Raw genomic sequence first — 25810 nt, forward strand, 5'->3', positions numbered from 1 at the left:
AAAGCCCTCAACCGGTTACCCCGCCTTAACCGGACCCGAGGCCTGCCCCCATGAAAACCCTGCACACGCTCACCCTCGCCGCCACCCTCGCCTGCGCCCTGCCCGTCTGGGCCTGCACGCCGGAAGAAGCCACCGCCAAGCGCGAACAGCTGGCCAAGGAAGTCACCCGGCTGACCGAGCAGAACCCGACCAAGGCCAAGGAGATCAATGATGAGTTGCAGAAGATGGACCTTGGCACGGCGGCCAAGGATCTGCCGGACAAGTGCCAGTTGATTGACCAGCGCCTCAAGGAGCTGGGCGTGGCAGAGAAGAAAGCCGAAAGCTGACTGACATTGAAACTGTGGGAGCGGGCTTGCCCGCGATAGCAATTTCTCAGACACATCAATGTTGAATGTGCCGCCGCCATCGCGGGCAAGCCCGCTCCCACAATTTGATGGGTGTTGAGTAAAAGTACTGCACCCGACACAAATCCACTGCTCGCGATGCGTTCTAAACCTTCAACCCCAACTCCGCCGACAACCTCGCCGTCACGCCCTTGATCAGCGGAATCAGCTCAGCCATTTTCTCCAGCGGCATATACGGCACCGTACTGGCGATGCTGATCCCGGCCACGATGCGTCGGCTGGCATCGCGAACGGGCGCGGCCACGCAGCGGATCGACGGTTCGTTGTCTTCCAGGTCGAAGGCATAACCACCGGCCACGTACTCGATCATGCGCTGCTGGAACTGCTCCCAGGATTGCTCCGGGTGCTGCGGCCAGAACTGATTTTTCCCACCCACCGGCAGGCTGACTTCGTACAGCCGTTGCCACTCTTGCGGCGTGTCGTCCAGCATCAGCGCCTTGCCGATCCCGGTGCGCGCCAGCGGCATGCGATGGCCGACCCGCGAGCGCATTTCCGGGCCGTTGCGCCCCGGATTCTTGTGCAGGTACAGGACCTCGTCGCCTTCGCGAATCGCCAGGTGCACGGTGTCGCCGGTCAACGCCGACAGCTCGTCCAGATACGGCCCGGCCAGGGTCACCAGCGGCAGTTCTTCCCGGGCCTGGAAGCCCAGTTCGATGAGCTTGGGCCCCAGCAGGTAACCGACTTGCGGCACTACCCGCAGATACCGCTCATCCACCAGGCAGCTGGCCAGGCGATGGGTGGTACTGCGCGTGGTGCCGATCAGCCGGGCGATTTCCTTGAGATCGCGAGCGCCGCTGGCCACGGCCTGGACCACACCCAGGCCGCGAAGCAGGGTCTGGGTGCCGGTGGGCGCGGCGTCCTTGGCGGTTTTTGGGGCGTCTTCCTGCATATCCAGCCTTAGGGTTGAGCGAGTGAACGGGCGGCATTATGGTCGCCCGCGTGCCTGGACTACAACTTGATACGCTCGACCTTGCCAACCAGCAAGATGTAGGAAAGTGCACCGATCAACGCCAGAACCGAGATGTAGGTAATCGCGGGGGCGAAGGAATCACCGCTGGCGAGGAAACCGATGACGATCGGCGTGGCGATGGCTGACAGATTGCCGATGAAGTTAAACACCCCACCGGTCAATCCGAGCAGGCGCGCCGGTGCCAGGGTAGACACCAGCGACCAGGTGATCGACGCCAGGCCGTTGCCGAAGAACGCCAGCGCGAGGAAGGCAATCACCAGCGGCGTTGACTCGACGAAGTTGGCGCCGATGATCGAGGTGGAAATCAGCAGGCCGCTGATGATCGGCAGCTTGCGGGCGAAGCCGACCGAGTAACCGCGACGGATCAGGAAGTCGGAGAAGAACCCGGAACACAGCACGCCGACGAAGGCCGCGAGAAACGGCAGCGACGCCAGCAGGCCGGACTTGATGAAGTCCATGCCGCGGTACTTCACAAGGTAGGTCGGGAACCAGGTCAGGAAGAACCACAGCGTCGAGTTGAGGCAGAACTGGCCGAGGTAGATACCCCAGAGTTTGCGCTTGGTCAGCACGATCCCCAGATCGCTCCAGCTGAACTTGGCCTTGACCCTGGCCTGCTCCGACTGGATGTCCACCAGGCCGCCGCCTTCGCGGATCAACTCGATTTCGGCATCGTTGGCGCCCTTGAAATCACGGGGTTCGCGATACACCGCGTACCAGATCACCGCCCAGAGAATGCCCACGGCACCGGTGGTGACGAACACCATGTGCCAGCCGAACTCATGCTGCAGCCAGGCCAGGACCGGCGTCAGGAACGCCAGGCCGACGAACTGCCCGGAGGTGTAGAAGCCGATGGCCGTGGCCCGTTCGCGCTCGGGGAACCAGGTGGTGACCACGCGGCTGTTGATCGGATAGGCCGGCGCTTCCAGCGCACCGACCGCCATGCGCAGCACGAACAGCGCGATGAAGCTGGCGGCGAAGCCGAGCATCACCGTGGCGATCGACCACAGCAGCAGTGCGGCGGTATAGAGGATGCGTGGCGGCACCCGGTCCACCAGCCAGCCGCCGGGGATCTGCATGGCGGCGTAGGTCCAGCCGAACGCGGAGAAGATCAGGCCGACGTGGATCGGGTCGATGCCCAGATCGCTGGTCAGCGCGGGCGCGGCAATCGACAGGTTGCTGCGGTCCAGGTAGTTGATCACCACGGTGATGAACAGCAGGACCATGATGAAAAACCGCTTGCGGCTGGGCGTCACCAAAGACGCCTGCCCGGTGAGGGTTTGCGGTTGCATGGGGGGGCCTCTTGTTATGTTTATTGAGGTCGATCCAAAACTTGTGCGCTGATCTCCAGTCCATGGAGATCCAGTGTGGGAGTTTGTGGTGGTCAGTGGAAACTCACCACTCCGCAAAACTGCCATCGGCATGGCGCCAGATCGGGTTGCGCCAGCGATGGCCGACGGCGGCGCGTTCGATCACGTATTCCTCGTTGATCTCGATGCCCAGTCCCGGGCCGTTGGGGATCTTCACCATGCCCTGGTCGTAATCGAACACCCGTGGATCTTTCACGTAGTCGAGCAGGTCGTTGCTCTCGTTGTAGTGGATGCCCAGGCTCTGCTCCTGGATGAACGCGTTGTAGCAGGCCGCGTCCAGTTGCAGGCACGCCGCCAGGGCGATCGGGCCCAGCGGGCAATGCAGGGCCAGCGCCACGTCGTAGGCTTCGGCCATGTTGGCGATCTTGCGGGTCTCGGTGATGCCGCCGGCGTGGGACGCATCCGGCTGGATGATGTCGACGTAGCCTTCGCTGAGCACACGCTTGAAATCCCAGCGCGAGAACAGGCGCTCGCCCAGGGCGATCGGGGTGCTGGTCAGCGGCGCCAGTTCCTTCAGCGCTTCATAGTTTTCGCTGAGCACCGGCTCTTCGATGAACATCAGTTTGTACGGATCGAGTTCCTTCATCAGCACCTTGGCCATGGGCTTGTGCACCCGGCCATGGAAGTCCACGCCGATGCCGACGTTCGGGCCCACCGCGTCACGCACGGCGGCGACGTTGGCCAGGGCCAGGTCGACTTTCTCGAAGGTGTCGAGGAACTGCAGCTCTTCGGTGCCGTTCATTTTCACTGCAGTGAAACCACGGCCAACCGCTTCTTTCGCGGCCCGTGCGGTGTCCGCCGGACGGTCGCCGCCGATCCACGAATAGACGCGGATCTTGTCCCGCACCTGGCCGCCCAGCAGGTCGCTGACCGACACGCCCAGCGCCTTTCCCTTGATGTCCCACAGGGCCTGGTCGATGCCGGCCAGGGCGCTCATGTGAATCGCGCCGCCACGGTAGAAACCGCCGCGGTAGAGTACGGTCCAGATGTCTTCGATGTTGCGCGGGTCCTTGCCGATCAGGTAGTCGGACAGCTCTTCGACGGCAGCAGCAACGGTGTGGGCGCGGCCTTCGACCACGGGTTCGCCCCAACCGGTCACGCCCTCGTCGGTTTCGACCTTGAGGAAGCACCAGCGCGGCGGAACGATGAAGGTGGTCAGTTTGGTGATTTTCATCTGCTTGTCTCTCTTGTTAGATGCGGCGCTCACGGCGCCGGAAAAGTCTTAGCGAAGGGCTTTCCAGGCCGCGACATAGGCCTTGGCATTGGCCGCAACCTGCTCGGGCGTCATGCCCGGTTTGAACAGGCCGGAGCCCAGGCCGAAGCCTTTGACGCCAGCATCGATGAACTGCTGCATGTTGTCCGGGGTGATGCCGCCCACCGGCGCCAGAATGGTTCCCGCCGGCAGCACTGCCAGCCAGGCCTTGGCCACGGCCGGGCCCATCTGTTCGGCGGGAAACATCTTCAGGATGTCCGCGCCTTCGGCCAGGGCCGCGAACGCCTCGGTGGGCGTTGCCACACCCGGCGACAGCGACAGGCCCGCCGCTTTCGCCGCGCGCAGCACCTTGGCGTCGCAGTGGGGCATGACGATCACCTGACCGCCCGCCGCCTTCACCTGCTCGACCTGCTCCGGCGTCAGCACCGTGCCTGCGCCGATCAGGCAATCGGCGGGCAAGGTATCGCGCAGGATGCGGATGCTGTCGTAGGGCTCGGGGGAATTGAGCGGCACTTCGATGACGCGAAATCCGGCGGCGTACAGGACCTCGCCGATGGCCGCGGCTTCTTGCGGGCGCAGGCCGCGCAGGATGGCGATCAGGCCGTTTTGCGCCAGTGCTTGCTTGAGCATCTCAGGACTCCAGTCAGGTTTAACGGGAAGGGTTGGCGGCGATCAGCCCGGCGGCGACCGCCAGCTGCCACAGACCGCGTTCGGTGGCCTGCTCGGCCAGGGTCACTCGGGCAAAGCCACAGGCATTCAGCGCCCGACTGTAGCGAGCGCACAGCTGGGAATTGCCGATCAGGACGATCGACGGCAAGTGCACGCTGTTGCGGCGCTGGCGTTGAGCGTTGGCCAGGGCCGAGAGTTCGTGGCCGATCAGCAGGCCGGACAGGTAGTCGGTCTGTTCGGCACCATTGAGCTCGCCGGTGAGGCCCAGGGTGCGGGCGCTGAACAGGGTCGACAGCACGCCGATGTCGCCGTCCGCCGACAACGCCACCTGCACGCCGCGATCGAAGGCCTGGCCGTCGAACGAGCCGCCGCGCTGCTGGGTGCGGCCGAGGATGCTGTGTTCGCTGAGCACGGCGAAGACTTCGCCGGTCATGAAGGTATCGAAGTGCACGATGCAGCCGTCGGCCACTTCCACCCATTTCGAATGGCTGCCCGGCAGGCCGATCAGCAGATCGCCGTTCGCTTCGTGCGCCAGGCTTTGCAGCACGCCAAGCACCTGGGTTTCTTCGCCGCGCATGACATTGGGCAAACGCGAGCGCTGGATCACCCCCGGCACGATGTGCACGTCGACACCGCGCAGGCTGCGCACGGTTTGCAGGGAGGTGCCGAGGTTGGCGACGTTCGCCGGGGTGTCGCGGTAGGTCGCTTCGCGCCAGCCCTGGGCGCTGCCGACCATGCCGCAGGCGATCACCGGCAGATCCGGCTGGGCATCGAGCCAGTCACCACAGGCCTCGTCGAACGCCAGTTCAAAACCGTCGGCGCATTCGCGGCCGTTGATGATTCGCGGCGCCTTGGGCAACTGCATGATCCCCGACGCCAGCGAACGCTGTTCGAGCACCTGGCCGCCTTCGGCAAGTTTGTAAGCACGTAATGAGGTCGTCCCCCAATCGAGCGCGATCAATTGCGCCTGCATCGCTTCACCTGTTCTGGTTTTTGGCAGTGAGTGAGCAGGACTATAAACCCGGGCGCGGGGAAATCTCAATATATAAATATCAATCCCATATATTGAGACAAATTCAAAAAAAGATCGCAGCCTTCGGCAGCTCCTACAGGGGGGCGTGTAGGAGCTGCCGAAGGCTGCGATCTTTTAAGCGTTCAGGCTGTTTTCAATTACCTTCAGCAAACTCGCGCAACACCTTGCCGTCCATGCGATAGCGCACCCACTCCTCCTGCGGCTGCGCGCCCAGGGATTTGTAGAAGTCGATGGCCGGGGTGTTCCATTCCAGCACGCTCCACTCGAAACGCCCGCAGTCGTTGGCGCAGGCGATTTTCGCCAGTTGCCGCAGCAAGGTCTTGCCCGCGCCGCCGCCGCGTTGTTCGGGGGTGATGTAGAGGTCTTCGAGGTACAGGCAGTTGCTGCCCAACCAGGTGGAGTAGCTGAAGAAGAACACGGCAAAACCGATGGCCACGCCGTCGCGCAGGCAGATCAGTCCATGGGCGGTGGCGCCTTCGCTGAACAGACTGCGCTCGATGTCGGCGACGCTGGCGATGACTTCATGGCGGGCACGTTCGTAGTCGGCCAGTTCAGTGATGAACGCGAGAATTTGCGGAGCATCGCTGGGGGTTGCCGGGCGGATTTCGATCGTCATGGACGTGCCTTGTCGGAAAATGGAAAACGCCATACTAAGGCTGCGCAGGTTTTGTGGCGAGGGGGCTTGCTGTGATGCCAATCAGAATGCACCGCGGACCCTGTAGCAGCTGGCGAAGCCTGCGTTCGGCGGTGTGGATTACTCCGGTGAGCGCTAACCCTGGCATCACGAACCTCAGACCTAACATCCGCACCCAACGTGGTAGATAGACACCCTGCGCATTTATCAGGTCAAGGAACCGCTTCATGTCTACCGCAACACCTCCCGTTTCCGGCAAGTTATTCGGCCTGTTCTGCCTGGCCAGTTACCTGCTGTCGCTGTCCTACGGATCGACGTTTCTGCTGTCGCTGCTGATCGGCTCGCGCGGCGGCAACGAGCACGATGCCGGCAGTGTGATTTCCGCGGCGATGCTCAGCACCTTCGTGGCGGTGATCTTCTCCGGTCACTTGTGCGATCTGCTTGGCGCGGCGCGTTCGGTGGCGTTGTTCGGCGTGTTGCTGGTGGCCGCCAGCCTGGGCTTTGCACTGACACCCGGTTTCGGAAATCTGCTGCTGTTCTTCGGCCTGCTGCTGGGTCTGGGCTGGGGTGTGTTCTATACCCTCGGGCCGATCATCGTCGCGAGCCTGGTCAGCCCCGCGCAGCGCGCCAAATACTTCGCCCTGCTTTCGGGCAGCATGATGACCGGGATCGGCAGCGGACCGTTGCTCGGTCGCGCGGCGAGCGCCCTGGGTTATCCGGTGACCGCGGCGTTCTACCTGGCTGCGGCGGCCAGCCTGATCGGCGTACTGCTGTTCTGGCGACTGGACCACCAGCTGAAAAACGCCTCGACGCAATCCACGGCGGTCTCGCGGATTTCCTGGCAGGCGGCGCGCCAGGTGCTCAAATCAAGGGCGGTGTTCCCGATCATCATGGTCGGCCTCGGCGGTTGCGTGTTCGGCGGTCTGTCGAGCTTCCAGACCAGCTACGCCGCAGCGCGCTCGCTGGACTATTCGCTGTTCTTCCTGGGCTTCATGAGCGCGGCGATCAGCAGCCGCATGTTGATCGCAGGCATCGTGGTCAAGCGCGATCCGCTGCGTGCGTCGTGCCTGCTGTCGGGGTTGATGATGGGCTCGATCCTGATGTTCGGTTTCGTGGTCGACGACGGTTTCAGCTACGTGCTCGCGGCGGTGATGCTCGGGGTCGGTTACGGCCTGACCTACTCGGTGATCAACGGTCTGGCGGCCAATGAGGCGCCAAGCGGCACCACCGCGCAATCGCTGCTGCTGTTCAGCCTGTCGTACTTCATCGGCGTCTTCGGTTTTCCGTTGCTGGCGGGGAAAATCATCGTCGAGCAGGGCATGGCGACGCTGTTGCTCACTGTATTGGCGGTTGCGGCGTTGAACTGGTCGATCACCTTGGGTCGCCTGATCTGGCGGCGAGTCAGTACGAACCGGGCTCTGCAACAGGCCTGAACCGTTCGTCGACCATCAGGCACCAATCAGAAGCGAGGGCGGACCAATATCAGGTAAGGACTCTAAATCAATGGAGAGACCACCATGATCACGTCCCGGCTGACCGCCCTCGCCTTCGCGGCACTGCTGTCCCCCCTCGCCCTCGCGGCGACCACTGCCTCCGGCACCGGCCCGACCAACCCGGTCGAAAGCCCCAAGGCTCCCGCCATCCAGAGTGCCCCCGGCATGAACACCAACGGCGCCGAAATGGAAAACAGCCTGCCGCCATCCACCGGCACCGACCCGCGCACCCAAGGCAACGATGCAGGCCGTCAGGGCGGGCTCAACCAGCCGGACACCGGCGCACCCGACAATGCCGGCTCCGGCATGGGCTCGAAAACCACCACCGGTGGCTCGGGCTCCGAAGGGGGCGTGAGCCAGTAACACCATTCGCTCCAAGACCTGTCCATCGCCATGAAGAGGTAACCATGAACATCGATAAAAACCTGGAGAAAGAAGTCCTGACCCGCCTGCTGCACGCCCACCCGAACGGTCTGGGCAAGGAGGTCCTGGACAATTACCGGGGGGAGAAAGTCGTGGCCAGCACCCTCGCCACCCTGCAGGACCGCGGCTTGATCCAGCACGGCAATGTGCTATGCAACGAAGCCGGCGAGCACTCGCTGAACCTGCCGATCAAACTCAGCGCCGCCGGCGTCGAGGCAGCTCGCAAGCTGGACGTTTGAATGATGAAAGAGGCCCGGGCGAAGAAGATTCCGGGGCGGTCGTCGATGCGCAAGCAGGAGTTGATTGAGGCGTTGCGCAAGGCTGGTCAGGTTCAGAATATTGTGTAGAAGCTGATGGCCCCATCGCGGGCAAGCCCGCGATGACGGCAGATCAGGCGCTGAAAGTCTTGTTGATCAAAGCATCAACCTCAGCAACCCCCGGCGCAGTCGCCGGCCCCCACCGAGTCACCGCCAATGCCGCCGCCGCATTCGCCCGCCGCGCCGCCTCAAACGCCGACAACCCCCGCGCCAACCCCGCGACAAACACCCCGGCATGTGCATCACCGGCACCATTGCTGTCCACCGCCTGAACCTTGAACCCCGGCACATGCCGACGCTCGGAACCCTGACTGATCCAGCACCCCTGCGGCCCGTCCCGCACCACCATCAACACCTTGGCAGGAAGCAGCCCGGCCAGCAGATCCAGCGCCCCGGCGATATCCGGCGCCCCGGTAATCCTCAGCGCCTCGACGCCGTTGCTGGTCCACAGATCGATGCGCGTCAGCAGCGCCTGCAGCAGCGGCGCATCCGGCGACTCCACCAGCGGCCCCGGATCGAACACCACCTTGACCTGCTCCGGCAACGCCAGCACCCAGTCCACCAGCGCCTGCCCCTTGCCGGTCAGCAGCAGGCTGTAGCCGCTGACGTACACGTAGTCGCCCGCCTCCACCTTCACATCAGCGAGATCCTCGGCCGTCAGGTCGCCTTCGGCGCCGATGTAGGACACGAAACTGCGCTCGGCCGATGCATCGGTGATCGCCACGCACAACCCGGTATCCCGCTCGGCACGACCGGCGAGGCCAATGCGGATGCCTTCAGCGTTCATCGCCTCGCGGGCCAGGTCACCGAAGCGTCCGCTGCCGTGGCGTCCCAGGTAGATCACCGGCAGGCCGTTACGCGCGGCGGCGGCCATCACGTTGAAACCGCCACCGGCTTCGAAACTGGCCGACTGGGCCAGCACATCGCCGCCCGCTTGCGGCAACTGATCCACCGCCATGACCAGGTCGATGATGACCTGGCCTGTGTGCAACATCTTAGGCATGAGCATTCTCGTTCAACGCAGCGCGACGATCCCTGGCGCCACCGAGTACAAAGTAAATCCCGCCGGCCACGACGAAGGTCACGATCCAGCCGAGGCCGTTGTGCCCCAGCCATGAGTCGGACAGGAAGCCCTTGAACCAGACGTTTTGCGCCGTGGTGCCGATGGTGGTGAAGCTGAAACCCAGCACGATCGCCAGCGCCCAGGCGCCGAACGCCCGCCACTCCACACCGCCCTGATACCAGTAGGCGCTGCTCGGGCTGACATCCAGCAGGTCCTTGGGGCTGTAGTAGTGACGGTGAATCAGGTCGACCACGAAGATTCCGACCCACGCGGTGATCGGCACCGCCAGCAGGGAAATGAAGGTGATGAACGGGCCGTAGAAGCTGTCGGCGATCAGCATGAAGTAGATGGAACCGGCGAAGATCGCAACGATGTCCACCACCACCGCATACACGCGCTTGACCTTCAGACCCAGGGTCAATGTGGTCAGGCCGGCGGAGTACACCGACAGGTTGTTCGACAGCAGCAGGCCGCCGAACGCGGTGATCAGGTACGGCACGGCCATCCAGGTCGGCAGCATGTCGCGGATGGCGATGATCGGATCGGTGGCCTGGGCCAGGTCATCGTTGCCCACCGACAGCAGGCCGCCGAGGGTGATCAACAGCACCAGCGGAATGCCCGCGCCGAACGCGGCAGACGCCACCAGGCGCACGGCTTTCACGCTGCGATGCTGATAGCGCGACATGTCCGCGCCGGCGTTGGCCCAGCCGATGCCTGTGCCGGCGGCCATGGTGCCGATGCCGATGATCATCGCGCTCATGGGCGCGGGCGTGGCGTTGAACACCGCGCTCCAGTCGATGGTGGCGCAGAGAAAACCACCGACCAGGATGTTCAGCGCACCAAACACATAGGTCGCCCATTTCTGGATCACCAGCAAGGTGGCGTGGCCGAGGCCCGAGACCGACAGGGTCAGCAGCACGAAGATGGCGATGAAGGTGAGGGTCAGCAGCGGCGCGCTTTTCGCTTCCACCGGCGAGCCGAACAGGATCGAGCACAGCGACAGCAGCACGAAGGCGGCGGTGGTGGTGTTGACGGTTTCCCAGCCCAGGCGCGACATCAGCGAGACCAGGGTCGGGCCGATGTTGCCGCGCACGCCGAAGATCGCCCGCGACAGGGTCAGGCTCGGCGCGCGGCCACGGCGACCGGCGATGGAGATGACCCCGACCACCGCGAAGGAACCGGCGGCACCGAGGATGGCGACAATGATCGCCTGCCAGATCGCCAGCCCGCGAAAGGCCACCAGGGTCGCGCCCAGCGGCAGGCCGAGGATGGAAATGTTGGCGGCGAACCAGACCCAGAACAGCTGCAGCGGATGCCCGTTGCACTCGGCCTCCGGCACCGGTTCGATGCCGCGTGTTTCCAGCTGCCCGGCGTTCTGCCCGGCGTTCGATGAACTCATGAAAAATGCTCCTGTTGCCATTTTTGTGGTTGTGGGCAAATCAGATTTTGGCCTGCAACACCCGCCCCGCTCTCTGTAGGAGTTGTCGAGTGGAACGAGGCTGCGATCTTTTGATTTATACAAAGCAAGATCAAAAGATCGCAGCCTTCGGCAGCTCCTACATTGGACGTCGGGTAGTTGTGGGAGCGGGTTTGCCTGCCATTCAGCGCAGCGAAAGCAGCCTTTTAACCAAAGGTTCCAACTCCAGATCATTGACGGCCTTGACCTTGTCGATCATCGCCGACGGCCAGATCTCCAGACCCAGGCAGGCCCCCAGCATCGCGCCGAGAATCGCCGCGATGGTATCGGTGTCGCCCCCCAGGCTCGCCGCCATGCACAGCGCGTCGAAGGCGGTCATCTCACCCATGGCCACCTGCTGGGCCAGGGCAAACGACACCACCACCGACTCCTGCGAAGCCACCGAAGTGCCGATCACGTCGTACAGCAAATCGGCGAGCGCCGCCTTGTCGCTGTCGACGCTGAGGGTCTGTGCCCAACCGATGCGCGAAGCGATGCGTCCACCGGCAACCCAGTGGCCGTGGCTCTGCGCCTGTTGGGCGATGTGCTGGGCGAGGCTCAGCGCCTCGCCCAGGGCCATGCCGTTGATCCCGGCGGAAATCACCGCCGCCACCGCCGCCGCACTGGAGATGCCCAGCGTGGTGTTGTGGGTGACCTGGCAGGCTTGAATCACCGCCTCGATGAAACGCTGCGGATCGCTCACGTCCGCGGCAATCCCGACAGGCGTGATGCGCATCGCTGCGCCGTTGGTGGTGCCGTAACGCCCGGCCTCCTCCGGCGAATGACCGGCGAGGATCATCTCGATCGCACGTTTGGTCGAAGGGCCGAGCAGGTCCTGCGAGCCCTTGGCCTGCATCTCGGCTTCCCACTCGATCAAACGCCGGGCGAGTTGCGCGGGTTCGATCCGGCCTTTGCCATCGACCAGCAACTGACCGACCAGGATCGCCTGTTCGGTGTCGTCGGTGATCGAGCCCTTGGGCATGTTGGCGGCAATCGGTTGCAGGGGACCGGCGTCCTGCAGGTCCTTGATTTCACCGAAGCGCGCCTTGATGTCGTCGCGGCTCAGGGATTGGGTCGGCATGCCCAAGGCGTCGCCCAGGGCCAGGCCATAGAACGCGCCCAGGGCACGATTGAGCGCAGTCATTTCGGGTTTCCAAATTGCAGGTGCATGCGGAAATGCACGGGGTCGAGCAGGCTTTCCACTTGTTCCATGAAGCGGTTCTGCCGGTCGTAGGTAGTACGCAAGGCCTTGAGGAATACCGTGCCCGCCGGACGTCCCAGCAGTTCGGCATCTTCGGCGCTCAGCGGTTCGGCGCCGATCCATTGATCGCCGCGCTCACCGATATAGCCGTAGGCGGCCAGCGTGATGGTCAGGGAGTTATCGATCAAACCGACCCGCGGCAAGCCTTCCAGGCCACCCGTTGCGGGCATCAATGAGCGTTCGAGGGAGACCAGCGTGCCGTCGTTGGAGCGGCGTCGGCGGTCCAGTGTGATGAATTGGTCGGTGCCGAAACGCGACAGCAGGTCGGGACGCGTCACCGCCTCCAGCCGCAGCACCTCGGTATTGACCAGCGACCCGTTGTCGGCCAGAGCCTGGGCCCAGCCGTTGCGCTGGTCGAGCACCACACCGTCAAACGTGACGATGGACCCTACCCCGCTTTGCGTCGCGATGTAGTTGCGCCGTTTCAACTCGGCCAGCGCTTCACGCAAAGTACCTCGGCTGACTTTGAATTCCTGAGCCAACTGATGCTCGCCCGGCAAATGAAACCCGTCCTCCAGAAGGCCGCTTTCAATACGCCGGATGAGCTCATCGACTACCCTTTTTTTCTTGTCGAATCGAACCTGTCTAATCATGTACAAATTGAACATGAAACCAATTGTTTCGAGCAAGAAATATTTGTGGGGAGATGACAGAAGGAGGGTCGGGGGTTACCCAATTCCCTGTGGAAGCGGGCTTGCCCGCTCCCACAGGAGGTGGTGTCAACGCTGCTTCAAACGGTCAATCACCACCGCCAGCAACAGAATCGAACCCCGAATCACGTACTGATAAAAGGTGTCGATGTTCTTCAGGTTCATCGCGTTTTCAATGATCGCCAGGATCAGCACCCCGGCAATCACATGCCGGATCATTCCGATCCCGCCGCTTAAGGAAACCCCGCCCAGAACGCAGGCCGATATCACTGTCAGCTCGAACCCCTGGCCGATCATCGGTTGGCCGGAGGTCATGCGCGAGGCCAGGATCACTCCGGCCAAAGCACCGATCACGCCATGCACGGCGAAGATCATGATCTTGGTCCGGTCCACGTTGACCCCGGCCAACAGCGCCGCTTCCTGGTTGCCGCCGATGGCCATGGTGTTGCGCCCGTAGGTGGTGTAGTTCAGCAGCCAGCCGAAGAACAGGAAGCAGACGATGGTGATCAGGATCGGCACGGGCACGCCGAACAGCTGGCCGTTGCCGTAGACGAAGAACGATTCCTGGGACACGCCCACCGCCTTGCCGTTGGCGAAGATGTAGGCCAGGCCGCGGACGATCTGCATGGTCGCCAGTGTGGTGATCAGCGCATTGACCCGCAGCTTGGCGATCACGATGCCGTTGATCAGGCCGACGATCAGGCCCATGCACAACGCGGCGGAAATCCCGAGGAACACGCTGTTGGTGTCGCGCATCACCACCGCCGCCACCACGCCGGCGCAGGCAATCACCGAGCCCACCGACAGGTCGAAATGCCCGGACGCCAGGCAATACAGCATGGTGCACGCGGCAATACCGGTGGTCGAGATCGCCAGCCCCAGGCCACGCATGTTCAGCGGCGAAAGGAAGTTGTCGATCAGCAAGGTGCAGAGCACGAAGATCCCGACCGCAGCCGCCAGCATGGCCCAGTCATCGACAAAGCGCCGCAGGTCCAGAGGCTTGCGCGCAGTCGGCAGGGTTTCGTTTTGGGTTGTCATCATAGTCACCTCTCAGTTCGCCACGCCGTCAGCGCGTTGGCGCGGCAAAGCCAGTTGCAGCAGGTTGGATTCATTGGCCTGTTCGCGGCTCAGCTCGCCGCGCATCACCCCTTCGCACATCACCAGGATGCGGTCGGAAATGCCCATCACTTCCATCAGGTCGCTGGACACCACGATCACCGCGATGCCGCTGGCGGCCAGGTTGTGGATGATCTGGTAGATCTCGGCCTTGGCGCCGACGTCGATGCCACGGGTAGGCTCGTCGAGCAGCAGGATCTTCATCGGCATCGACAGCCAGCGACCGAGAATCGCCTTCTGCTGATTGCCGCCGGACAGGAACTTGATCGGTTGCCCGGCGTGGGGCGTCTTCACCCGCAGTGCCTTGATCTGTTTGTCGGCGTTGTTCTTTTCCCAGAGCCCGCGGATCAGGCAGCCGAATCCGGAATGAGCCGGGCGTGCACTGATGTTGATGTTTTCGGCGACGCTGGCCAGCGGAATGATGCCCTCCTTCTTGCGGTCCTCCGGGCACAGCAGAATGCCGGCGGCGATGGCATCCCGAGGCGAGTGCAGCTTGAGCTCATGGCCGCGCAATTCCAGACGCCCGGCGGTGTTGCGCTCCAGCCCGCTGAGCAGGCGGAACAGCTCCGTGCGGCCAGCGCCGACCAGACCGAACAGCCCGAGGATCTCGCCTTTGTGCGCCTCGAAACTCATCGGCTCGCGCAAGCCAGGGCCTAGCAGGCCGTCGACCTTCAGCGCCACCGCACCGCGCGGACGCGAGCGATAGTCGTAGATGTCCTGGATGTCGCGGCCGACCATGCAGGTCACCAACTGATCGTGGGTCAGCTCGCTCATGTCCTCGAAAGTGCGCACGTAGCGACCGTCCTTGAACACGGTCACCGCATTGCAGATGCGAAACACCTCTTCCATGCGGTGGGAGACGTACAGCACCACTTTGCCTTCGTCACGCAGGCGCCCGATGATCGCCATCAAGCGATCGATCTCCCGCGCCGACAGGCTGCTGGTGGGTTCGTCGAAGGCGATCACATGGGCGCCACGGGACAGGGCCTTGGCGATTTCCACCAGTTGCCGCTGGCCCAGGGACAGGCGACCGACTTTCTCCTGCGGATCGATTTCGTCGGCCAGGCCCTTGAGGCAGGCCAGCGCCTGCTGGCGTAACTGGCGACGATTGATCAGGCCGAAACTGGCCGGCAGATGGCCGAGGAACAGGTTTTCGGCAACGGTCATTTCCGGCACCAGGTGCAGTTCCTGGTGAATTACCGCCACGCCACTGCCGATGCTGTCGGCGGTGGATTTGAACACGTGGGTGCGGTCGCCGATCCGCAGGTCGCCGCTGCTCGGAATGTAGGCACCGCCGAGGATTTTCAGCAGGGTCGACTTGCCCGCGCCGTTCTCGCCCATCAGGGCATGAACCTGCCCGGGATGGGCGATGAAGTTGATGTTGTCCAGCGCCTTCACGCCGGGAAAGGTCTTGCCGATCCCGTTGAAACGCAGGCTGCCGCCCGACGGGAATGCGGCCGGTTGTTGTAATTGTGTTTGCGCCATAACCACCTCGTCACACAGATCAGGCGGCCCCGCTGCCGGGGCCGCCGATGAAATCAACCGGCCTTCAGTTCCACAGACCGATCTTTTCCAGTTCCTGCTTGAAGTTGTCGCGGGTGATCAGGGTCACGTCGTCCATCGCGGTGTATTTCGCCGGTTCTTTGCCGGTGGTGACCCACTCGTACATCATGCTCGCGGTGTTGTAGCCCTCGATGTGCGGGCTGGGCAGCATCGACCCGTAGAAGCCGCTGTTGGGCTTTTTCAGCTCGCCGATGGCGTCGGTGCCGTTGATGCCGATGCCGATCACGTTCGCCGCGGCAAAACCGGCAGCCTCGGTGGCGCGCACGCCGCCCAGCACGGTGTTGTCGTTCATGCCGCCGATGATCAGGTTCTTCGCCGCACCCGGCAGTTTCACCAGCGCCGAGTTGGTGGCGTCCATGCTGCCTGGCACGTCCAGGGTTTTCAGTGCCGAAAACAGGATGTGATCCTTCGGCATGCCGGCGTCTTCCAGCGCCTTGACCGAACCGTCGGTGCGCTTCTTGCCGGTGTCGAGTTCGTTGTAGGTGTTGATCACGGCGTAGGTGTCTTTCCACTCCCAGCCGCGTTTCTTCGCTTCGGCGGCCATCGCGGCGCCCTGCTTCTGGCCGACCTCGAACGCCGCCATGCCCAGGTACGGAACGTCTTCCATGAACTTGCCGTTGGCGTCGACGAAACGGTCGTCGACGGCGATCACTTTCAGATCGTTGAGCTTGGCCTTGGCCATGATCGCCGGGCCCAGGGAAACATCCGGCGGGCAGATCACGAAGCCCTTGGCGCCGTTGGCCGCCAGGCTGTCGATGGCCGAAAGGGTTTTCTCGCCGTCAGGCACGGCAATCTTGATCAGGGTGAAGCCCTTCTCCTTGCCGGCCTTTTCGGCGAAGGCCCATTCGGTCTGGAACCACGGCTCCTCAGCCTGCTTGACCAGGAAACCGATTTTCACCTCCTCGGCCGCCAGCAGCGGGCCGCTGAGGCTGAATGCGCTGGCCGCCAATGCGGCGCAGCACAGGGAACGGATGGCATGACGACGATTCATAAGCTGACTCCTTGTTATTTTTTTGAGCATTCTTTGAAAGCCATAAAGCGGTGAAACCGAGTTACCAATAGTCATATCGTATGATGATTGGATTTCAGGCGTATTGATGCGCGTGAAATCCCGGACATTCAGTCGTGATACATCACTGAACGGCCACCATCGATGGTGATGCAGGAAGCGTTGATGAACGGCGCCTCGTCGCTGGCCAGGAACACCGCGGTCATCGCCACTTCGATCGGCTGGCCGATGCGTTTGGGCGGATGCAGGTCGTAGGCGCGCTGGCGTTCGGCATGGGGATCGGCAAAGCCGTTCCAGTAATCGACGTTCAATTGGGTTTCGATGTAGCCCGGCGCAATGGCATTCACGCGAATGCCCTTGGGCGCGTATTCGATGCCCAGGGCGCGGGTCAGGCCGAGCAGACCGTGCTTGGCCACCGGATAAGGGAAGCAGCCGGGAATGATGTGGCTGGAATGGGTGGAGGCGATGTTGATGATACTGCCGACGCCCTGCTCGATCATCTGCGGCAATACCGCCTTGCAGCCGTACCAGGCGCCGTCGAGGTCGATGGCGAAGCAACGGTGCCAGTCGTCTTCGGTCATCAGCAGGGGATCGCGGAATACGTTGATCCCGGCGCAATTGACCAGCACGTCGATCCGACCGTGGCGCTCGACCGCAAGCCGGGCCATGGCGTGCAGGTCCTGCTGACGGGAAACGTCAGCCTTGATCGCCACCACGTCCGCACCTTGGTCACGCCAGTGAGCCGCGACTTTTTCGACCTTGTCGGCCTGGATGTCACTGATGACCAACTTCGCCTGCTGGCAGGCGAAGGCCGCGACAATGGCCTCGCCAATGCCCTGAGCGGCACCGGTCAGCAGCACGACCTTGTCTTTGAGGCGCTCGCCCTTGGGCGGTTCAGGCACCGGCGGCAGTTCGAGGGGATATCGCTGCATCACTTCACCAATCTTGTTTTTTTAAGTGTGAGTGCATCGTGGAACGATGGTGCCGACTATAAACCCGGCACCGGATTAATCTCAATATATAATTTTGCATCCCATATTTTGGGATTTAGCCGGCAAATCTCGTACAGAGCTTTCCTGCGACATCCACCTGAATCGACAACACGGCACCGTCCAGCGGGTGATCGAGGGGGCTGGCGGCGCTGGTGATGTACAGGGTTTTCAGGTCGGGACCGCCAAAAACGCAACTGGTCGGACGGCTGACAGGCAGCTCGATGACCCGATCAATCTGGCCGTCCGGTGCCAGCCTGAGCAGGCAACTGCCGTCCCAGCGGGCGTTCCAGATAAAACCTTCGGCATCCATCGCCGAGCCGTCCGGACCGCCGCGACGATGGGGGCCAAACCAGGTTTGCGCCGGTTCCAGGTTGCCGTCGGTGCGGATGAAATGCCGATACAGCGTGCCGTCGAGGCTGTCGCCGAAATAGACCGTGGTGGCGTCGTCGCTCCAGAGCAAGGTATTGGGGATGCCGAGGCCGCGCAGCAGCGGGGTTACCCGCGCATCACGATCGATACGAAACAGCCCGCCGGAACGTCGCTCGAGGGGCAGGTCTTCGCCGTTCTCGCCGATGTTGTTTTGCATGGTGCCAAGCCAGAGCCGACCCTGAGCGTCGCAGCGGGCTTCGTTGCCACGATTGCCGGGTTGCGGATCGGCGACGCAGAACAGGGTCAGGCGCGGTTCAAGACCTGGGGAGTTCAGGTCGAGGCGGTAAACGCCGCTGCTCAAGGTCACCAGCGCATCGCCGCTGGTGCAGGGGATGAAGGCCGACACGTGTTCGGGCATCTGCCAGATCTGCACATTGGCGCCGATCAGCCGCAGGGCTTGTTTGCCGGCGATGTCCACCCAGTAGAGCGCCTGGGTGGGCGCATCCCAGAACGGGCCTTCGCCGAGTTGGGCACGGTGTTCGGTGACTGCGGTCCACGTCATGAAACCTCCTGATTTGTTCTTGTTTTTATACTGTGGGCTTGTTCGCGAATGCGGTGTATCAGTCGACATTGATGTTGGCTGACCCACCGCATTCGCGAGCAAGCCCGCTCCCACAATGGGTTTGCGGTGTATCAGCCGGTTTTCTTGTCCGCCATGACCTGCGGGTAGTAGCGCTTGATCGCAAGGTCTGCGTTATCGATCAGGGTCATACAGGCCCAGACACCCCGCGCAGCATCCCGGGCGGCGATGGCTTCGGCCATGTCCTTGTGAATCGGCAAGGTGCGACGCAACTCGTCGGGGTCGGCGGCGGACACTTCGAAGCACACCGCCAGCAGCGCGCCGAGGGCCGGGACCATTTGTTCAATGAATTGGTTGTGGCTGGCGGCGAGGATGCACTCGTGGAAGAGCTGGTCGGCGCGGTTGTAGTCGATGCCGCTGTCCACGGCCCGTTCCAGGGCGTTGCAGGCGAGCAGGATGGCTTCCACCTGTTCGACGGTGGCGCGCTCGCAGGCCCAGCGCACGGCCATCGGTTCGATGGTGCGGCGCAGGTCGAGCAGATCGTCGACGAAGTTTTCCGGTAATCCGCCACGGGAAAGCCAGCCGACGACTTGCGGATCGAAGAGGTTCCAGCGCTTGACCGGCAGTACACGAGTGCCGACCTTCGGCCCGACTTCGAGCATGCCTTTGGCGACGAGCGTCTTGATGGCTTCGCGAATGACCGTGCGGCTGACGCCCAGCTGTTCACCGAGATCGGCTTCCACCTTGAGCGACTCACCGGGCTTGACCTGCCCGGCGGCGATCCAGCAACCGAGCCAGTCGACGGTCGAGGCGTGAAAACTGCTGGACATGGACACCTCGGAAGCGTGTGCGATGGAGGCACACGCTAATCATCATACGATTGGGTGTCAAATTGATTTTTCAGGAAACACTCGCTCCCACAAGGGTCATGCGTCAGGGCTCGAGGCCGATGGGGAAGAACTCTCCCCCACTCCACACACCCAGCCAGCGCTGCCCATCGATCTCACGACTCACCGCCAGCTCCACCAACTGATAGAACACATTGCGATGAATCAACGACTCAAGATTGCTGCGCACATGCACGTAAGGCGCAGGCTCCTGGGTCTGTGGATCGATCATCACGCGAATCGGATGCTCGGCCCCGGCCTCGGTGGTTTCGTCGACATTGGTGGTAAAGCGCAGGACCTGCGACTCGCCCTCGCCTTCCACGTCCACCGCAATAGCCACGAACGGTGCGTCGTCGACCTTGATGCCGACCTTCTCGACCGGGGTGATGAGGAAGTAATCATCGCCGTCGCGGCGAATGATGGTGGAGAACAGCTTGACCATCGGCTTGCGCCCGATCGGCGTGCCCAGGTAATACCAGGTGCCGTCGCGGGCGATGCGCATGTCGATGTCGCCGCAGAAGTCCGGGTTCCACAGGTGGACCGGCGGCAAGCCTTGGGTCTTGGGGATTTGCCCCAACAGGTCGTTGGCTTTTTGCGGGCCACTCATGGCGATCTCCTTGGATTACTGGTCGCTGAGCCCCAACAGACTGCGAGCGTATTGCTCAAGCGGCGGGCCCATCAGGTCTTCTGGCTTTTCGTCGTGGAACGTCAGTAAACCGCCACGACTCTTGATACGTGCAGTATCGATCAAATACTGGGTGCTGGTCTCGATCAACATGATCTGAATCACGCCGGTGTCGATCCCCAAGCGATCGATCGCTTCCTGATCCAGCCATTCGTCGGAGTTGCCGATGCGGTCATCGGCCTTGGCGAAGCGGGTATAGAGCAGGTAATGGGCGCCGGCGGAACGGGCTTCGTTCATCGCTTCGTCCAGGCCGACAGGCCCTCGGGCGCGGCGGACCATCGGGAAGTATTCGATGAAACCGTCGAAAGCGACTTCGGCGATCACGTTGGGACGCGGGTAAGCGGTGCCACCTGGCGGCATGAAAGCGCCCTGGGCGATGTAGACGAACGAGTCCGGCTGAATGCGCAGGTTGTTCACGCGACGGCTGTCGCTGTGATCCAGAAAGCCGGCGTCGCTCATATGGTAGCGAGCCCCTTCGGCCATATCGCTGACATTCATGCAGCCGCCAAGCGCCAAAACGGCCAGCAGCAAAACCAGGCTACGCATCCTATCCTCCAGAGGCCGGTGTCGGAAAACCGGCGAATGGCCGTGGGATGCAGCTTCCGCGCCAGCTTGGGAGCATCGTTGTGAGGGAGATAGCATTCGCGGGCAAGCCTCGCTCCTACAAATCCTGTAGGAGCGAGACTTGCCCGCGAATGCAAATCCTGTAGGAGCGAGGCTTGCCCGCGAAGAGGTCGGTTCAACCGCCGATGATTTTCATCACGGTCGCGCCACCGGAAAACGCCACTTCCTGCTTGTCACCCAAGGCCTTGACCAACAGGCGCTGCAAGGACGGCAATGCCTGGTGACGCGGCTTGTCCAGCAGATCGCCGACATAGTGACGATTACTCGAAGACAGGCAGCCATGCAGCCAGCCCGTGGAAGACAGTCGCAGCCGTGAACAGGTACGGCAGAACGGCACGCTTTCGTTGGCGATCACGCCAAAGTGCCCCAACCCCGGAATCTGGTAACGCACCGCCGTGGCATCCACCGGCGCATTGGCCTGCAGATACTCATAACGTTCGCCAATCAGGCTCAGCAGTTGTTGCAGGCTGACGAACTGCTGCAGGAAGGTGTTGGAGTCGCTGGCCAGATGGCCCATGCGCATCAGCTCGATGAAACGCAGTTCGTAACCACGCTCCAGGCAGTAATCCAGCAGCGGCATCACCTGATCGAGGTTCTGCCCCCGCAGCGGGACCATGTTGACCTTGATCTTCATGCCGGCCGCGCGGGCCTGTTCCATGCCGTCGAGCACGGTAGCCAGATCGCCGCCACGGGCAATGCCGCGGAACGCGCCGGGATCCAGGGTATCGAGGGAAACGTTGATGCGCCGAATGCCGGCATTGACCAGCAGCGGCAGCTTTTTCGCCAGCAGTTGACCGTTGGTGGTCAGGCTGATGTCTTCAAGACCCATCTGCCCGACCGCCGTCATGAAGGTTTCGAGTTTCGGGCTGACCAGCGGCTCGCCGCCGGTAATGCGCAGACGCTCGATGCCTGCGGCCTCGATCAGATAGGCGACACCGCGTGCCATGGCCTCGGCCGACAACTCATCCTGCGCAGCCACCAGCCGCTTGCCGTTGGGCACGCAGTAGGTACAGGCATAATTGCAGGCTGAGGTCAGGCTGACCCGCAAATTGCGAAAACGCCTGCCTTGACGGTCAACGATCATGGTCACTCCGGCGAAAGAAGATTCGGACCGGCAAAACTTGACTCACAATTCAAGTTTTAGCAAGTCCTACGCCTGAGTATATTCCTGCGACACTGCACCAAATAGCAAAATCATGGCGCAATCAGGCAACTGAATGTCTTAGCTGCTCGACGTGTCGGTATCGCGCTTGCGCTTGTTGCCCATGCGCACGCCGATATCCATCAGAAACTGGAAGAAGCCTTCCTGGTCTTCCAGCACGTTGCTCCAGAACGGCGAGTGATACAGCGCCACGGCACCGTGCACCAGCGCCCAGGATGCGCAGTAGTGGAAATAGGGCGGAACGTCTTCAAGCTTGCCTTCGCTGATCCGGCCCTTGATCAGCAGGGTCAGGCGCTCGAAGTTCGAGGCGCGGATCTTGTGCAGCTCCTCGATCATCTCCGGCACCTGGTTGCCCTTGACCACCTTCTCTTCCAGGCGGTCGAACAGGCGATAACGCTGCGGATCGCGCATGCGGAATTCGAAGTAGGCGCGGGACAGGGCTTCCTTGTCCTTGTCGACGTCGGCCGAATGCAGCAGCTCGTTCAAATCGCGCTCGTAGTCGAGCATCAGGCGCAGGTAGATCTCGGCCTTGGACTTGAAGTGCTTGTAGATCGTGCCTTTGCCGATACCGACGGCATCAGCAATCATCTCGACGGTGACACTGTCTTCACCTTGTTCGAGGAACAGCTTGAGCGCGGTATCGAGAATTTCTTGCTCGCGGCGACGAAACTCACGGACCTTACGAGGTTCTTTGTGCATAAGAAAAGGTCTGTAGGGGTCAAAATACGAAGCCGCGTATTATGCCTAAATTACGCAAAAATGCACGGATCATCCGACCATAACTGTGTTTCTCGAGTATTTCGCGCAAGACCTCCAGTTGATGAGAACTCTTCTGAAGCGCATGTATTCCAAATTTGTTTAAAAACCGCGACGGACAAACTGGACTGACTGAAATACTGATCAATACTTGAACTGTCGGCGGAACATCTCCCCCAAGTGTCACGCCGATATTGGTACCAACGGACCGCGTACCATTGTTTTACTCCTAATGGTCTTAACCCGGATTCACCCCCCAGAACCCGGGTTTTTTTTGCCTGCGATTTAACCTTTCACGTGGGCCAGCGGGAAAAGACGCTTGAAATTCTCGGTCGTCTGCTCGGCAAATCGCTCGAAAGGCTCACCTCGCAACATTGCCAGAAATTCCGCTACTTCCCGAACGTACTGCGGCAGGTTCGGCTTGCCCCGATGAGGGATCGGCGCCAGGTACGGCGAGTCGGTTTCCACCAGCAAACGATCGGCCGGCACCTTGCTCGCCACATCCCGCAGTGCGTCGGCATTGCGGAATGTGACAATGCCCGACAAGGAAATGTAATAACCCATGTCCAGCGCTTCTTTGGCCATGTCCCAGTCTTCGGTAAAGCAATGCAGCACGCCGGCTTGCGGCAGCGCCGCTTCACGCAACAGGTTCAAGGTATCGGCGCGGGCGCCACGGGTGTGGATGATCACCGGCTTGCCAGTCTGCTGCGCGGCCTGCAGGTGCAGCCTGAACGATTCCTGCTGCAATTCGGCCGCTTCCGGCTCGTAGTGGTAGTCCAGGCCGGTTTCGCCGATGGCGACCACCCGCGGGTGATTGAGCTCGTGCAGCAGCCAGTCCAGCGCCGGCGCGGCGCCTGGCTGCACGTCCAGCGGATGCACGCCGACCGAACAATCGACATCGTCGTAGCGCTCGGCCAGGGCCTTGACGTCGGCGGCGTTGTCCGCGCTGACACCAATGCACAGGAAGTGCCCCACGCCCCGCTGGCGGGCCGCATCGAGTGCGGCATCCAGGGAACCATCATGGGCGGCGAGGTCGAGACGATCGAGGTGGCAATGGGAATCTACAAGCATAAAGGGACGGCAACTTACATCGTATGAGTGGGACGGTCGGATTTCAGGGCTCCGGCCAGATGGGTTTCGATTCGACTGCGCGCGGTGTTGTCGCCGTCATTGAACTGTACGCCGACCCCGGCGGCGCGATTGCCCTGGGCGCCCTTCGGGGTAACCCAGCTGACCTTGCCGGCCACGGGGATCTTTTCCGGCTCGTCGAACAGGTGCAGCAGCATGAATACCTCATCGCCCAACTTGTAGGTCTTGTTGGTCGGGATAAACAGGCCGCCATTCTTGATGAACGGCATGTAGGCCGCGTAAAGCACGGATTTGTCCTTGATGCTCAGGGACAAAATACCGTTGCGCGGGCCCGGACTGACTGATTCATTCATGCTGACCTCCACTGCTGAGCTTTACGCTGACAATCAGAGTCTAGGCGCAGACACTCACCTCTGGCCAGGCAACGATGCCCATTGCACCAGCAGCGCCTCCAGCAACAACACCCGATTGAGGTTGGCCTTGCTCAAGACTTTCTGCCGCTGGGCGAGGATCCAGTCCTGAATATTCAGGACTTTGTCCTGGGCGGTTTTCTGCGCCAGGTATTGCACGACCTTGCGCATGTCCATCAGTCCCAGCCCTTCTTCGTCCTGAGTCAGTTGATAGCGCAGGATCAGGTTCGACCAGTCGCAGAACCAGTCGAACAGCAGCAACAGCGGGATCGCGTTCCAGCCTTCCGCCAGCTGTGTCGGCGACTGTTGCTGCTTGAGCAGCTTCTTCACCCCATCGACCACCTGTGCCCGCTGTTCGCGCACACCCTGGGCGTGGAGGTTGGCGGCGGCCAGCGGCGAACCGGCGGCCAGGGTGAGCAATTCGCCGCGTTCTTCTTCCGTGCAGTCTGGCAAAGCGTTGGCCAGCCAGGCCAGACTCGCCGCCTCGCTCGGCAGCGGGCAAGCCTGCTGCACGCAACGGCTCTTGATGGTCGGCAGCAGACGGCTCGGCTGGTGGCTGACCAGCAGCAACACCGTGTCGCCGGAAGGTTCTTCCAGGCTTTTGAGCAAGGCGTTGGCGGCGTTGATGTTCATCGACTCAACCGGCTCGATCAGCACCACCTTGCGCCCGCCCAGTTGCGCGGTCTGCACCACAAAACTCACCAGATCCCGGACCTGGTCGACCTTGATCGCCTTGTCCGCTTCTTCCGGTTCCAGAATGTAGTTATCGGGATGACTGCCGGCCTTGAGCAGCAGGCAGGATTTGCATTCGCCACAGGCGCCCTGCGCGGTGGGATGCTGGCACAGCAGACTCGCCATCAGGCGTTCGGCCAGGGCGCGCTTGCCGATCCCGGCCGGGCCATGCAGCAGGTAGGCATGGGCGTGTTGCGTACGGCCGGCGAACTGCTGCCAGAGGCTGTCCTGCCACGGATAGGCTTCAGCCACGGGCCAACTCCAGAAGGCGCGGCAACAAGCCATCCAGCGACTGCTGAACCTGGGCCAGCGGCTGCGCGGCGTCGATCAACACATAGCGCGCTGGCTCGGCTTCAGCGCGCTTGAGAAACGCACTGCGCACGGCATCGAAAAAGGTCCGGCCTTCGAGTTCGAATCGATCCAGGCGTCCGCGGGCACTGGCGCGGGCCATCCCCACCTCCACCGGCAGATCGAAAATCAGTGTCAGACCCGGGCGCAGATCGCCCTGGACGAAGGACTCCAGCGAGGCGATGCGCTCCAGAGACAGGCCGCGACCGCCTCCCTGATAGGCGTAGGTCGAGTCTGTGAACCTGTCGCACAAAACCACAGCGCCACGGGCCAACGCCGGGCGAATCACCTCGGACAGATGCTGGGCGCGAGCGGCGAACACCAGCAACAGTTCGGTGTCCGGATTCATCACCTCATCGACCGGTGCCAGCAGCACTTCACGGATGCGCTCGGCCAGTGGCGTGCCACCGGGTTCGCGGGTCAGCACGACCTCGATGCCGGCAGCGCGCAGGCGCTCGGCCAGGTATTCGCGATTGGTGCTCTTGCCGGCGCCTTCCGGGCCTTCCAGCGTAATAAACAAGCCAGTCACAGGCAG

Annotated in this window: 28 protein-coding genes and 1 pseudogene; 5 read left to right on the forward strand and 24 right to left on the reverse strand. The window is 62.3% G+C overall.

Annotation, left to right across the window (positions count from 1 at the left end):
• Window positions 1–50: 50 nt before the first annotated feature.
• Window positions 51–326 carry a hypothetical protein gene (locus HNO86_RS05815; protein WP_175376067.1) on the forward strand — a complete coding sequence of 92 codons (276 nt, stop codon included), beginning with the start codon at window positions 51–53 and terminating at the stop codon, window positions 324–326.
• Window positions 327–489: 163 nt separating this feature from the next.
• Here the strand turns inward: HNO86_RS05815 and HNO86_RS05820 are convergent, their stop codons facing one another.
• From HNO86_RS05820 to HNO86_RS05845, 6 genes are all read right to left on the reverse strand, one after another.
• On the reverse strand, window positions 490–1293 hold the full coding sequence (locus tag HNO86_RS05820; RefSeq protein ID WP_175376068.1) for an IclR family transcriptional regulator: 804 nt from the start codon (window positions 1291–1293) through the stop codon (window positions 490–492).
• A 59-nt stretch (window positions 1294–1352) separates the two neighbouring features.
• Entirely contained in the window at window positions 1353–2663 is a 1311-nt protein-coding gene (locus HNO86_RS05825) for an MFS transporter (protein ID WP_175376069.1), read from the reverse strand.
• A 103-nt stretch (window positions 2664–2766) separates the two neighbouring features.
• Window positions 2767–3915, reverse strand: coding sequence for a galactonate dehydratase (gene dgoD / locus HNO86_RS05830; protein ID WP_175376070.1), 1149 nt, complete (start codon window positions 3913–3915; stop codon window positions 2767–2769).
• 48 nt (window positions 3916–3963) lie between these two features.
• A complete protein-coding gene (locus tag HNO86_RS05835) occupies window positions 3964–4584 on the reverse strand; it encodes a 2-dehydro-3-deoxy-6-phosphogalactonate aldolase (protein WP_175376071.1) in 621 nt (206 codons plus the stop codon).
• A gap of 19 nt (window positions 4585–4603) precedes the next feature.
• Complete coding sequence (locus HNO86_RS05840) at window positions 4604–5596, reverse strand: 2-dehydro-3-deoxygalactonokinase (protein ID WP_175376072.1); 993 nt, start codon at window positions 5594–5596, stop codon at window positions 4604–4606.
• A gap of 193 nt (window positions 5597–5789) precedes the next feature.
• On the reverse strand, window positions 5790–6272 hold the full coding sequence (locus tag HNO86_RS05845; RefSeq protein ID WP_175376073.1) for a GNAT family N-acetyltransferase: 483 nt from the start codon (window positions 6270–6272) through the stop codon (window positions 5790–5792).
• Between the two features lie 245 nt (window positions 6273–6517).
• Here HNO86_RS05845 and HNO86_RS05850 point away from each other — a divergent pair, with 245 nt between their 5' ends.
• The 4 genes and pseudogenes from HNO86_RS05850 to HNO86_RS05865 form a co-directional block, all read left to right on the forward strand.
• On the forward strand, window positions 6518–7723 hold the full coding sequence (locus HNO86_RS05850; RefSeq protein WP_175376074.1) for an MFS transporter: 1206 nt from the start codon (window positions 6518–6520) through the stop codon (window positions 7721–7723).
• An 84-nt stretch (window positions 7724–7807) separates the two neighbouring features.
• A complete protein-coding gene (locus HNO86_RS05855; RefSeq protein ID WP_175376075.1) occupies window positions 7808–8146 on the forward strand; it encodes a hypothetical protein in 339 nt (112 codons plus the stop codon).
• A 44-nt stretch (window positions 8147–8190) separates the two neighbouring features.
• Window positions 8191–8445: a hypothetical protein gene (locus HNO86_RS05860; protein ID WP_175376076.1), complete on the forward strand. Its 255-nt coding sequence runs from the start codon at window positions 8191–8193 to the stop codon at window positions 8443–8445.
• Window positions 8446–8553 (forward strand): annotated as a pseudogene (locus HNO86_RS05865) (Rho termination factor N-terminal domain-containing protein); the annotation flags it as partial.
• Between the two features lie 43 nt (window positions 8554–8596).
• Here the strand turns inward: HNO86_RS05865 and HNO86_RS05870 are convergent.
• The 18 genes from HNO86_RS05870 to tmk all read right to left on the reverse strand — a co-directional run bounded on the left by HNO86_RS05870 (window position 8597) and on the right by tmk (window position 25804).
• Window positions 8597–9526, reverse strand: coding sequence for a PfkB family carbohydrate kinase (locus HNO86_RS05870; RefSeq protein ID WP_175376077.1), 930 nt, complete (start codon window positions 9524–9526; stop codon window positions 8597–8599).
• A complete protein-coding gene (locus tag HNO86_RS05875) occupies window positions 9519–10985 on the reverse strand; it encodes a cytosine permease (RefSeq protein ID WP_175376078.1) in 1467 nt (488 codons plus the stop codon). Before HNO86_RS05875 ends, HNO86_RS05870 begins: the two co-directional genes overlap by 8 nt.
• 202 nt (window positions 10986–11187) lie before the next feature.
• Window positions 11188–12186 (reverse strand): ADP-ribosylglycohydrolase family protein, encoded by a 999-nt coding sequence (locus HNO86_RS05880; protein ID WP_175376079.1) that lies wholly within the window; start codon window positions 12184–12186, stop codon window positions 11188–11190.
• Window positions 12183–12896 carry a GntR family transcriptional regulator gene (locus tag HNO86_RS05885; RefSeq protein ID WP_175376267.1) on the reverse strand — a complete coding sequence of 238 codons (714 nt, stop codon included), beginning with the start codon at window positions 12894–12896 and terminating at the stop codon, window positions 12183–12185. The genes HNO86_RS05880 and HNO86_RS05885 overlap by 4 nt, the downstream gene beginning before the upstream one ends.
• 126 nt (window positions 12897–13022) lie before the next feature.
• On the reverse strand, window positions 13023–13991 hold the full coding sequence (gene araH / locus HNO86_RS05890; protein WP_175376080.1) for an L-arabinose ABC transporter permease AraH: 969 nt from the start codon (window positions 13989–13991) through the stop codon (window positions 13023–13025).
• 12 nt (window positions 13992–14003) lie between these two features.
• On the reverse strand, window positions 14004–15554 hold the full coding sequence (gene araG, locus HNO86_RS05895; protein WP_175376081.1) for an L-arabinose ABC transporter ATP-binding protein AraG: 1551 nt from the start codon (window positions 15552–15554) through the stop codon (window positions 14004–14006).
• 64 nt (window positions 15555–15618) lie between these two features.
• A complete protein-coding gene (locus HNO86_RS05900; protein WP_175376082.1) occupies window positions 15619–16623 on the reverse strand; it encodes a substrate-binding domain-containing protein in 1005 nt (334 codons plus the stop codon).
• 128 nt (window positions 16624–16751) lie between these two features.
• A complete protein-coding gene (locus HNO86_RS05905) occupies window positions 16752–17573 on the reverse strand; it encodes an SDR family oxidoreductase (protein ID WP_175376083.1) in 822 nt (273 codons plus the stop codon).
• Window positions 17574–17688: 115 nt separating this feature from the next.
• On the reverse strand, window positions 17689–18564 hold the full coding sequence (locus HNO86_RS05910) for an SMP-30/gluconolactonase/LRE family protein (RefSeq protein ID WP_175376084.1): 876 nt from the start codon (window positions 18562–18564) through the stop codon (window positions 17689–17691).
• A gap of 131 nt (window positions 18565–18695) precedes the next feature.
• Window positions 18696–19412: a FadR/GntR family transcriptional regulator gene (locus HNO86_RS05915; RefSeq protein WP_175376085.1), complete on the reverse strand. Its 717-nt coding sequence runs from the start codon at window positions 19410–19412 to the stop codon at window positions 18696–18698.
• Window positions 19413–19515: 103 nt separating this feature from the next.
• Window positions 19516–20076, reverse strand: coding sequence for a DUF1285 domain-containing protein (locus HNO86_RS05920; protein WP_175376086.1), 561 nt, complete (start codon window positions 20074–20076; stop codon window positions 19516–19518).
• 15 nt (window positions 20077–20091) lie between these two features.
• Window positions 20092–20700 (reverse strand): DUF4823 domain-containing protein, encoded by a 609-nt coding sequence (locus tag HNO86_RS05925; RefSeq protein ID WP_175376087.1) that lies wholly within the window; start codon window positions 20698–20700, stop codon window positions 20092–20094.
• A 193-nt stretch (window positions 20701–20893) separates the two neighbouring features.
• Window positions 20894–21862 carry a GTP 3',8-cyclase MoaA gene (locus tag HNO86_RS05930; protein WP_175376088.1) on the reverse strand — a complete coding sequence of 323 codons (969 nt, stop codon included), beginning with the start codon at window positions 21860–21862 and terminating at the stop codon, window positions 20894–20896.
• A 138-nt stretch (window positions 21863–22000) separates the two neighbouring features.
• Window positions 22001–22639 (reverse strand): TetR/AcrR family transcriptional regulator, encoded by a 639-nt coding sequence (locus tag HNO86_RS05935; protein ID WP_175376089.1) that lies wholly within the window; start codon window positions 22637–22639, stop codon window positions 22001–22003.
• A 342-nt stretch (window positions 22640–22981) separates the two neighbouring features.
• Complete coding sequence (locus tag HNO86_RS05940; RefSeq protein WP_175376090.1) at window positions 22982–23767, reverse strand: TatD family hydrolase; 786 nt, start codon at window positions 23765–23767, stop codon at window positions 22982–22984.
• A 14-nt stretch (window positions 23768–23781) separates the two neighbouring features.
• Window positions 23782–24138 carry a PilZ domain-containing protein gene (locus tag HNO86_RS05945; protein WP_175376091.1) on the reverse strand — a complete coding sequence of 119 codons (357 nt, stop codon included), beginning with the start codon at window positions 24136–24138 and terminating at the stop codon, window positions 23782–23784.
• A 54-nt stretch (window positions 24139–24192) separates the two neighbouring features.
• On the reverse strand, window positions 24193–25179 hold the full coding sequence (locus tag HNO86_RS05950) for a DNA polymerase III subunit delta' (protein ID WP_175376092.1): 987 nt from the start codon (window positions 25177–25179) through the stop codon (window positions 24193–24195).
• Window positions 25172–25804: a dTMP kinase gene (tmk, locus tag HNO86_RS05955; protein WP_175376093.1), complete on the reverse strand. Its 633-nt coding sequence runs from the start codon at window positions 25802–25804 to the stop codon at window positions 25172–25174. Before tmk ends, HNO86_RS05950 begins: the two co-directional genes overlap by 8 nt.
• Window positions 25805–25810 lie beyond the last annotated feature (6 nt).

Source organism: Pseudomonas sp. C1C7, from assembly GCF_013359595.1.
Classification (GTDB): domain Bacteria; phylum Pseudomonadota; class Gammaproteobacteria; order Pseudomonadales; family Pseudomonadaceae; genus Aquipseudomonas.

Bases quoted from the DNA above. Each gene is read 5' to 3' on its own strand.
- HNO86_RS05940 (WP_175376090.1), bottom strand. From the start codon at position 23,767: ATGCTTGTAGATTCCCATTGCCACCTCGATCGTCTCGACCTCGCCGCC.
- HNO86_RS05930 (WP_175376088.1), bottom strand. From the start codon at position 21,862: ATGATCGTTGACCGTCAAGGCAGGCGTTTTCGCAATTTGCGGGTCAGC.
- HNO86_RS05905 (WP_175376083.1), bottom strand. From the start codon at position 17,573: ATGCAGCGATATCCCCTCGAACTGCCGCCGGTGCCTGAACCGCCCAAG.
- HNO86_RS05815 (WP_175376067.1), top strand. From the start codon at position 51: ATGAAAACCCTGCACACGCTCACCCTCGCCGCCACCCTCGCCTGCGCC.
- HNO86_RS05910 (WP_175376084.1), bottom strand. From the start codon at position 18,564: ATGACGTGGACCGCAGTCACCGAACACCGTGCCCAACTCGGCGAAGGC.
- HNO86_RS05860 (WP_175376076.1), top strand. From the start codon at position 8,191: ATGAACATCGATAAAAACCTGGAGAAAGAAGTCCTGACCCGCCTGCTG.
- HNO86_RS05820 (WP_175376068.1), bottom strand. From the start codon at position 1,293: ATGCAGGAAGACGCCCCAAAAACCGCCAAGGACGCCGCGCCCACCGGC.
- HNO86_RS05900 (WP_175376082.1), bottom strand. From the start codon at position 16,623: ATGAATCGTCGTCATGCCATCCGTTCCCTGTGCTGCGCCGCATTGGCG.
- HNO86_RS05925 (WP_175376087.1), bottom strand. From the start codon at position 20,700: ATGCGTAGCCTGGTTTTGCTGCTGGCCGTTTTGGCGCTTGGCGGCTGC.
- HNO86_RS05935 (WP_175376089.1), bottom strand. From the start codon at position 22,639: ATGCACAAAGAACCTCGTAAGGTCCGTGAGTTTCGTCGCCGCGAGCAA.
- HNO86_RS05945 (WP_175376091.1), bottom strand. From the start codon at position 24,138: ATGAATGAATCAGTCAGTCCGGGCCCGCGCAACGGTATTTTGTCCCTG.
- HNO86_RS05870 (WP_175376077.1), bottom strand. From the start codon at position 9,526: ATGCCTAAGATGTTGCACACAGGCCAGGTCATCATCGACCTGGTCATG.
- HNO86_RS05835 (WP_175376071.1), bottom strand. From the start codon at position 4,584: ATGCTCAAGCAAGCACTGGCGCAAAACGGCCTGATCGCCATCCTGCGC.
- HNO86_RS05915 (WP_175376085.1), bottom strand. From the start codon at position 19,412: ATGTCCAGCAGTTTTCACGCCTCGACCGTCGACTGGCTCGGTTGCTGG.
- HNO86_RS05880 (WP_175376079.1), bottom strand. From the start codon at position 12,186: ATGACTGCGCTCAATCGTGCCCTGGGCGCGTTCTATGGCCTGGCCCTG.
- HNO86_RS05855 (WP_175376075.1), top strand. From the start codon at position 7,808: ATGATCACGTCCCGGCTGACCGCCCTCGCCTTCGCGGCACTGCTGTCC.
- dgoD (WP_175376070.1), bottom strand. From the start codon at position 3,915: ATGAAAATCACCAAACTGACCACCTTCATCGTTCCGCCGCGCTGGTGC.
- HNO86_RS05875 (WP_175376078.1), bottom strand. From the start codon at position 10,985: ATGAGTTCATCGAACGCCGGGCAGAACGCCGGGCAGCTGGAAACACGC.
- HNO86_RS05920 (WP_175376086.1), bottom strand. From the start codon at position 20,076: ATGAGTGGCCCGCAAAAAGCCAACGACCTGTTGGGGCAAATCCCCAAG.
- HNO86_RS05845 (WP_175376073.1), bottom strand. From the start codon at position 6,272: ATGACGATCGAAATCCGCCCGGCAACCCCCAGCGATGCTCCGCAAATT.
- HNO86_RS05840 (WP_175376072.1), bottom strand. From the start codon at position 5,596: ATGCAGGCGCAATTGATCGCGCTCGATTGGGGGACGACCTCATTACGT.
- HNO86_RS05825 (WP_175376069.1), bottom strand. From the start codon at position 2,663: ATGCAACCGCAAACCCTCACCGGGCAGGCGTCTTTGGTGACGCCCAGC.
- HNO86_RS05850 (WP_175376074.1), top strand. From the start codon at position 6,518: ATGTCTACCGCAACACCTCCCGTTTCCGGCAAGTTATTCGGCCTGTTC.
- araH (WP_175376080.1), bottom strand. From the start codon at position 13,991: ATGACAACCCAAAACGAAACCCTGCCGACTGCGCGCAAGCCTCTGGAC.
- HNO86_RS05885 (WP_175376267.1), bottom strand. From the start codon at position 12,896: ATGATTAGACAGGTTCGATTCGACAAGAAAAAAAGGGTAGTCGATGAG.
- araG (WP_175376081.1), bottom strand. From the start codon at position 15,554: ATGGCGCAAACACAATTACAACAACCGGCCGCATTCCCGTCGGGCGGC.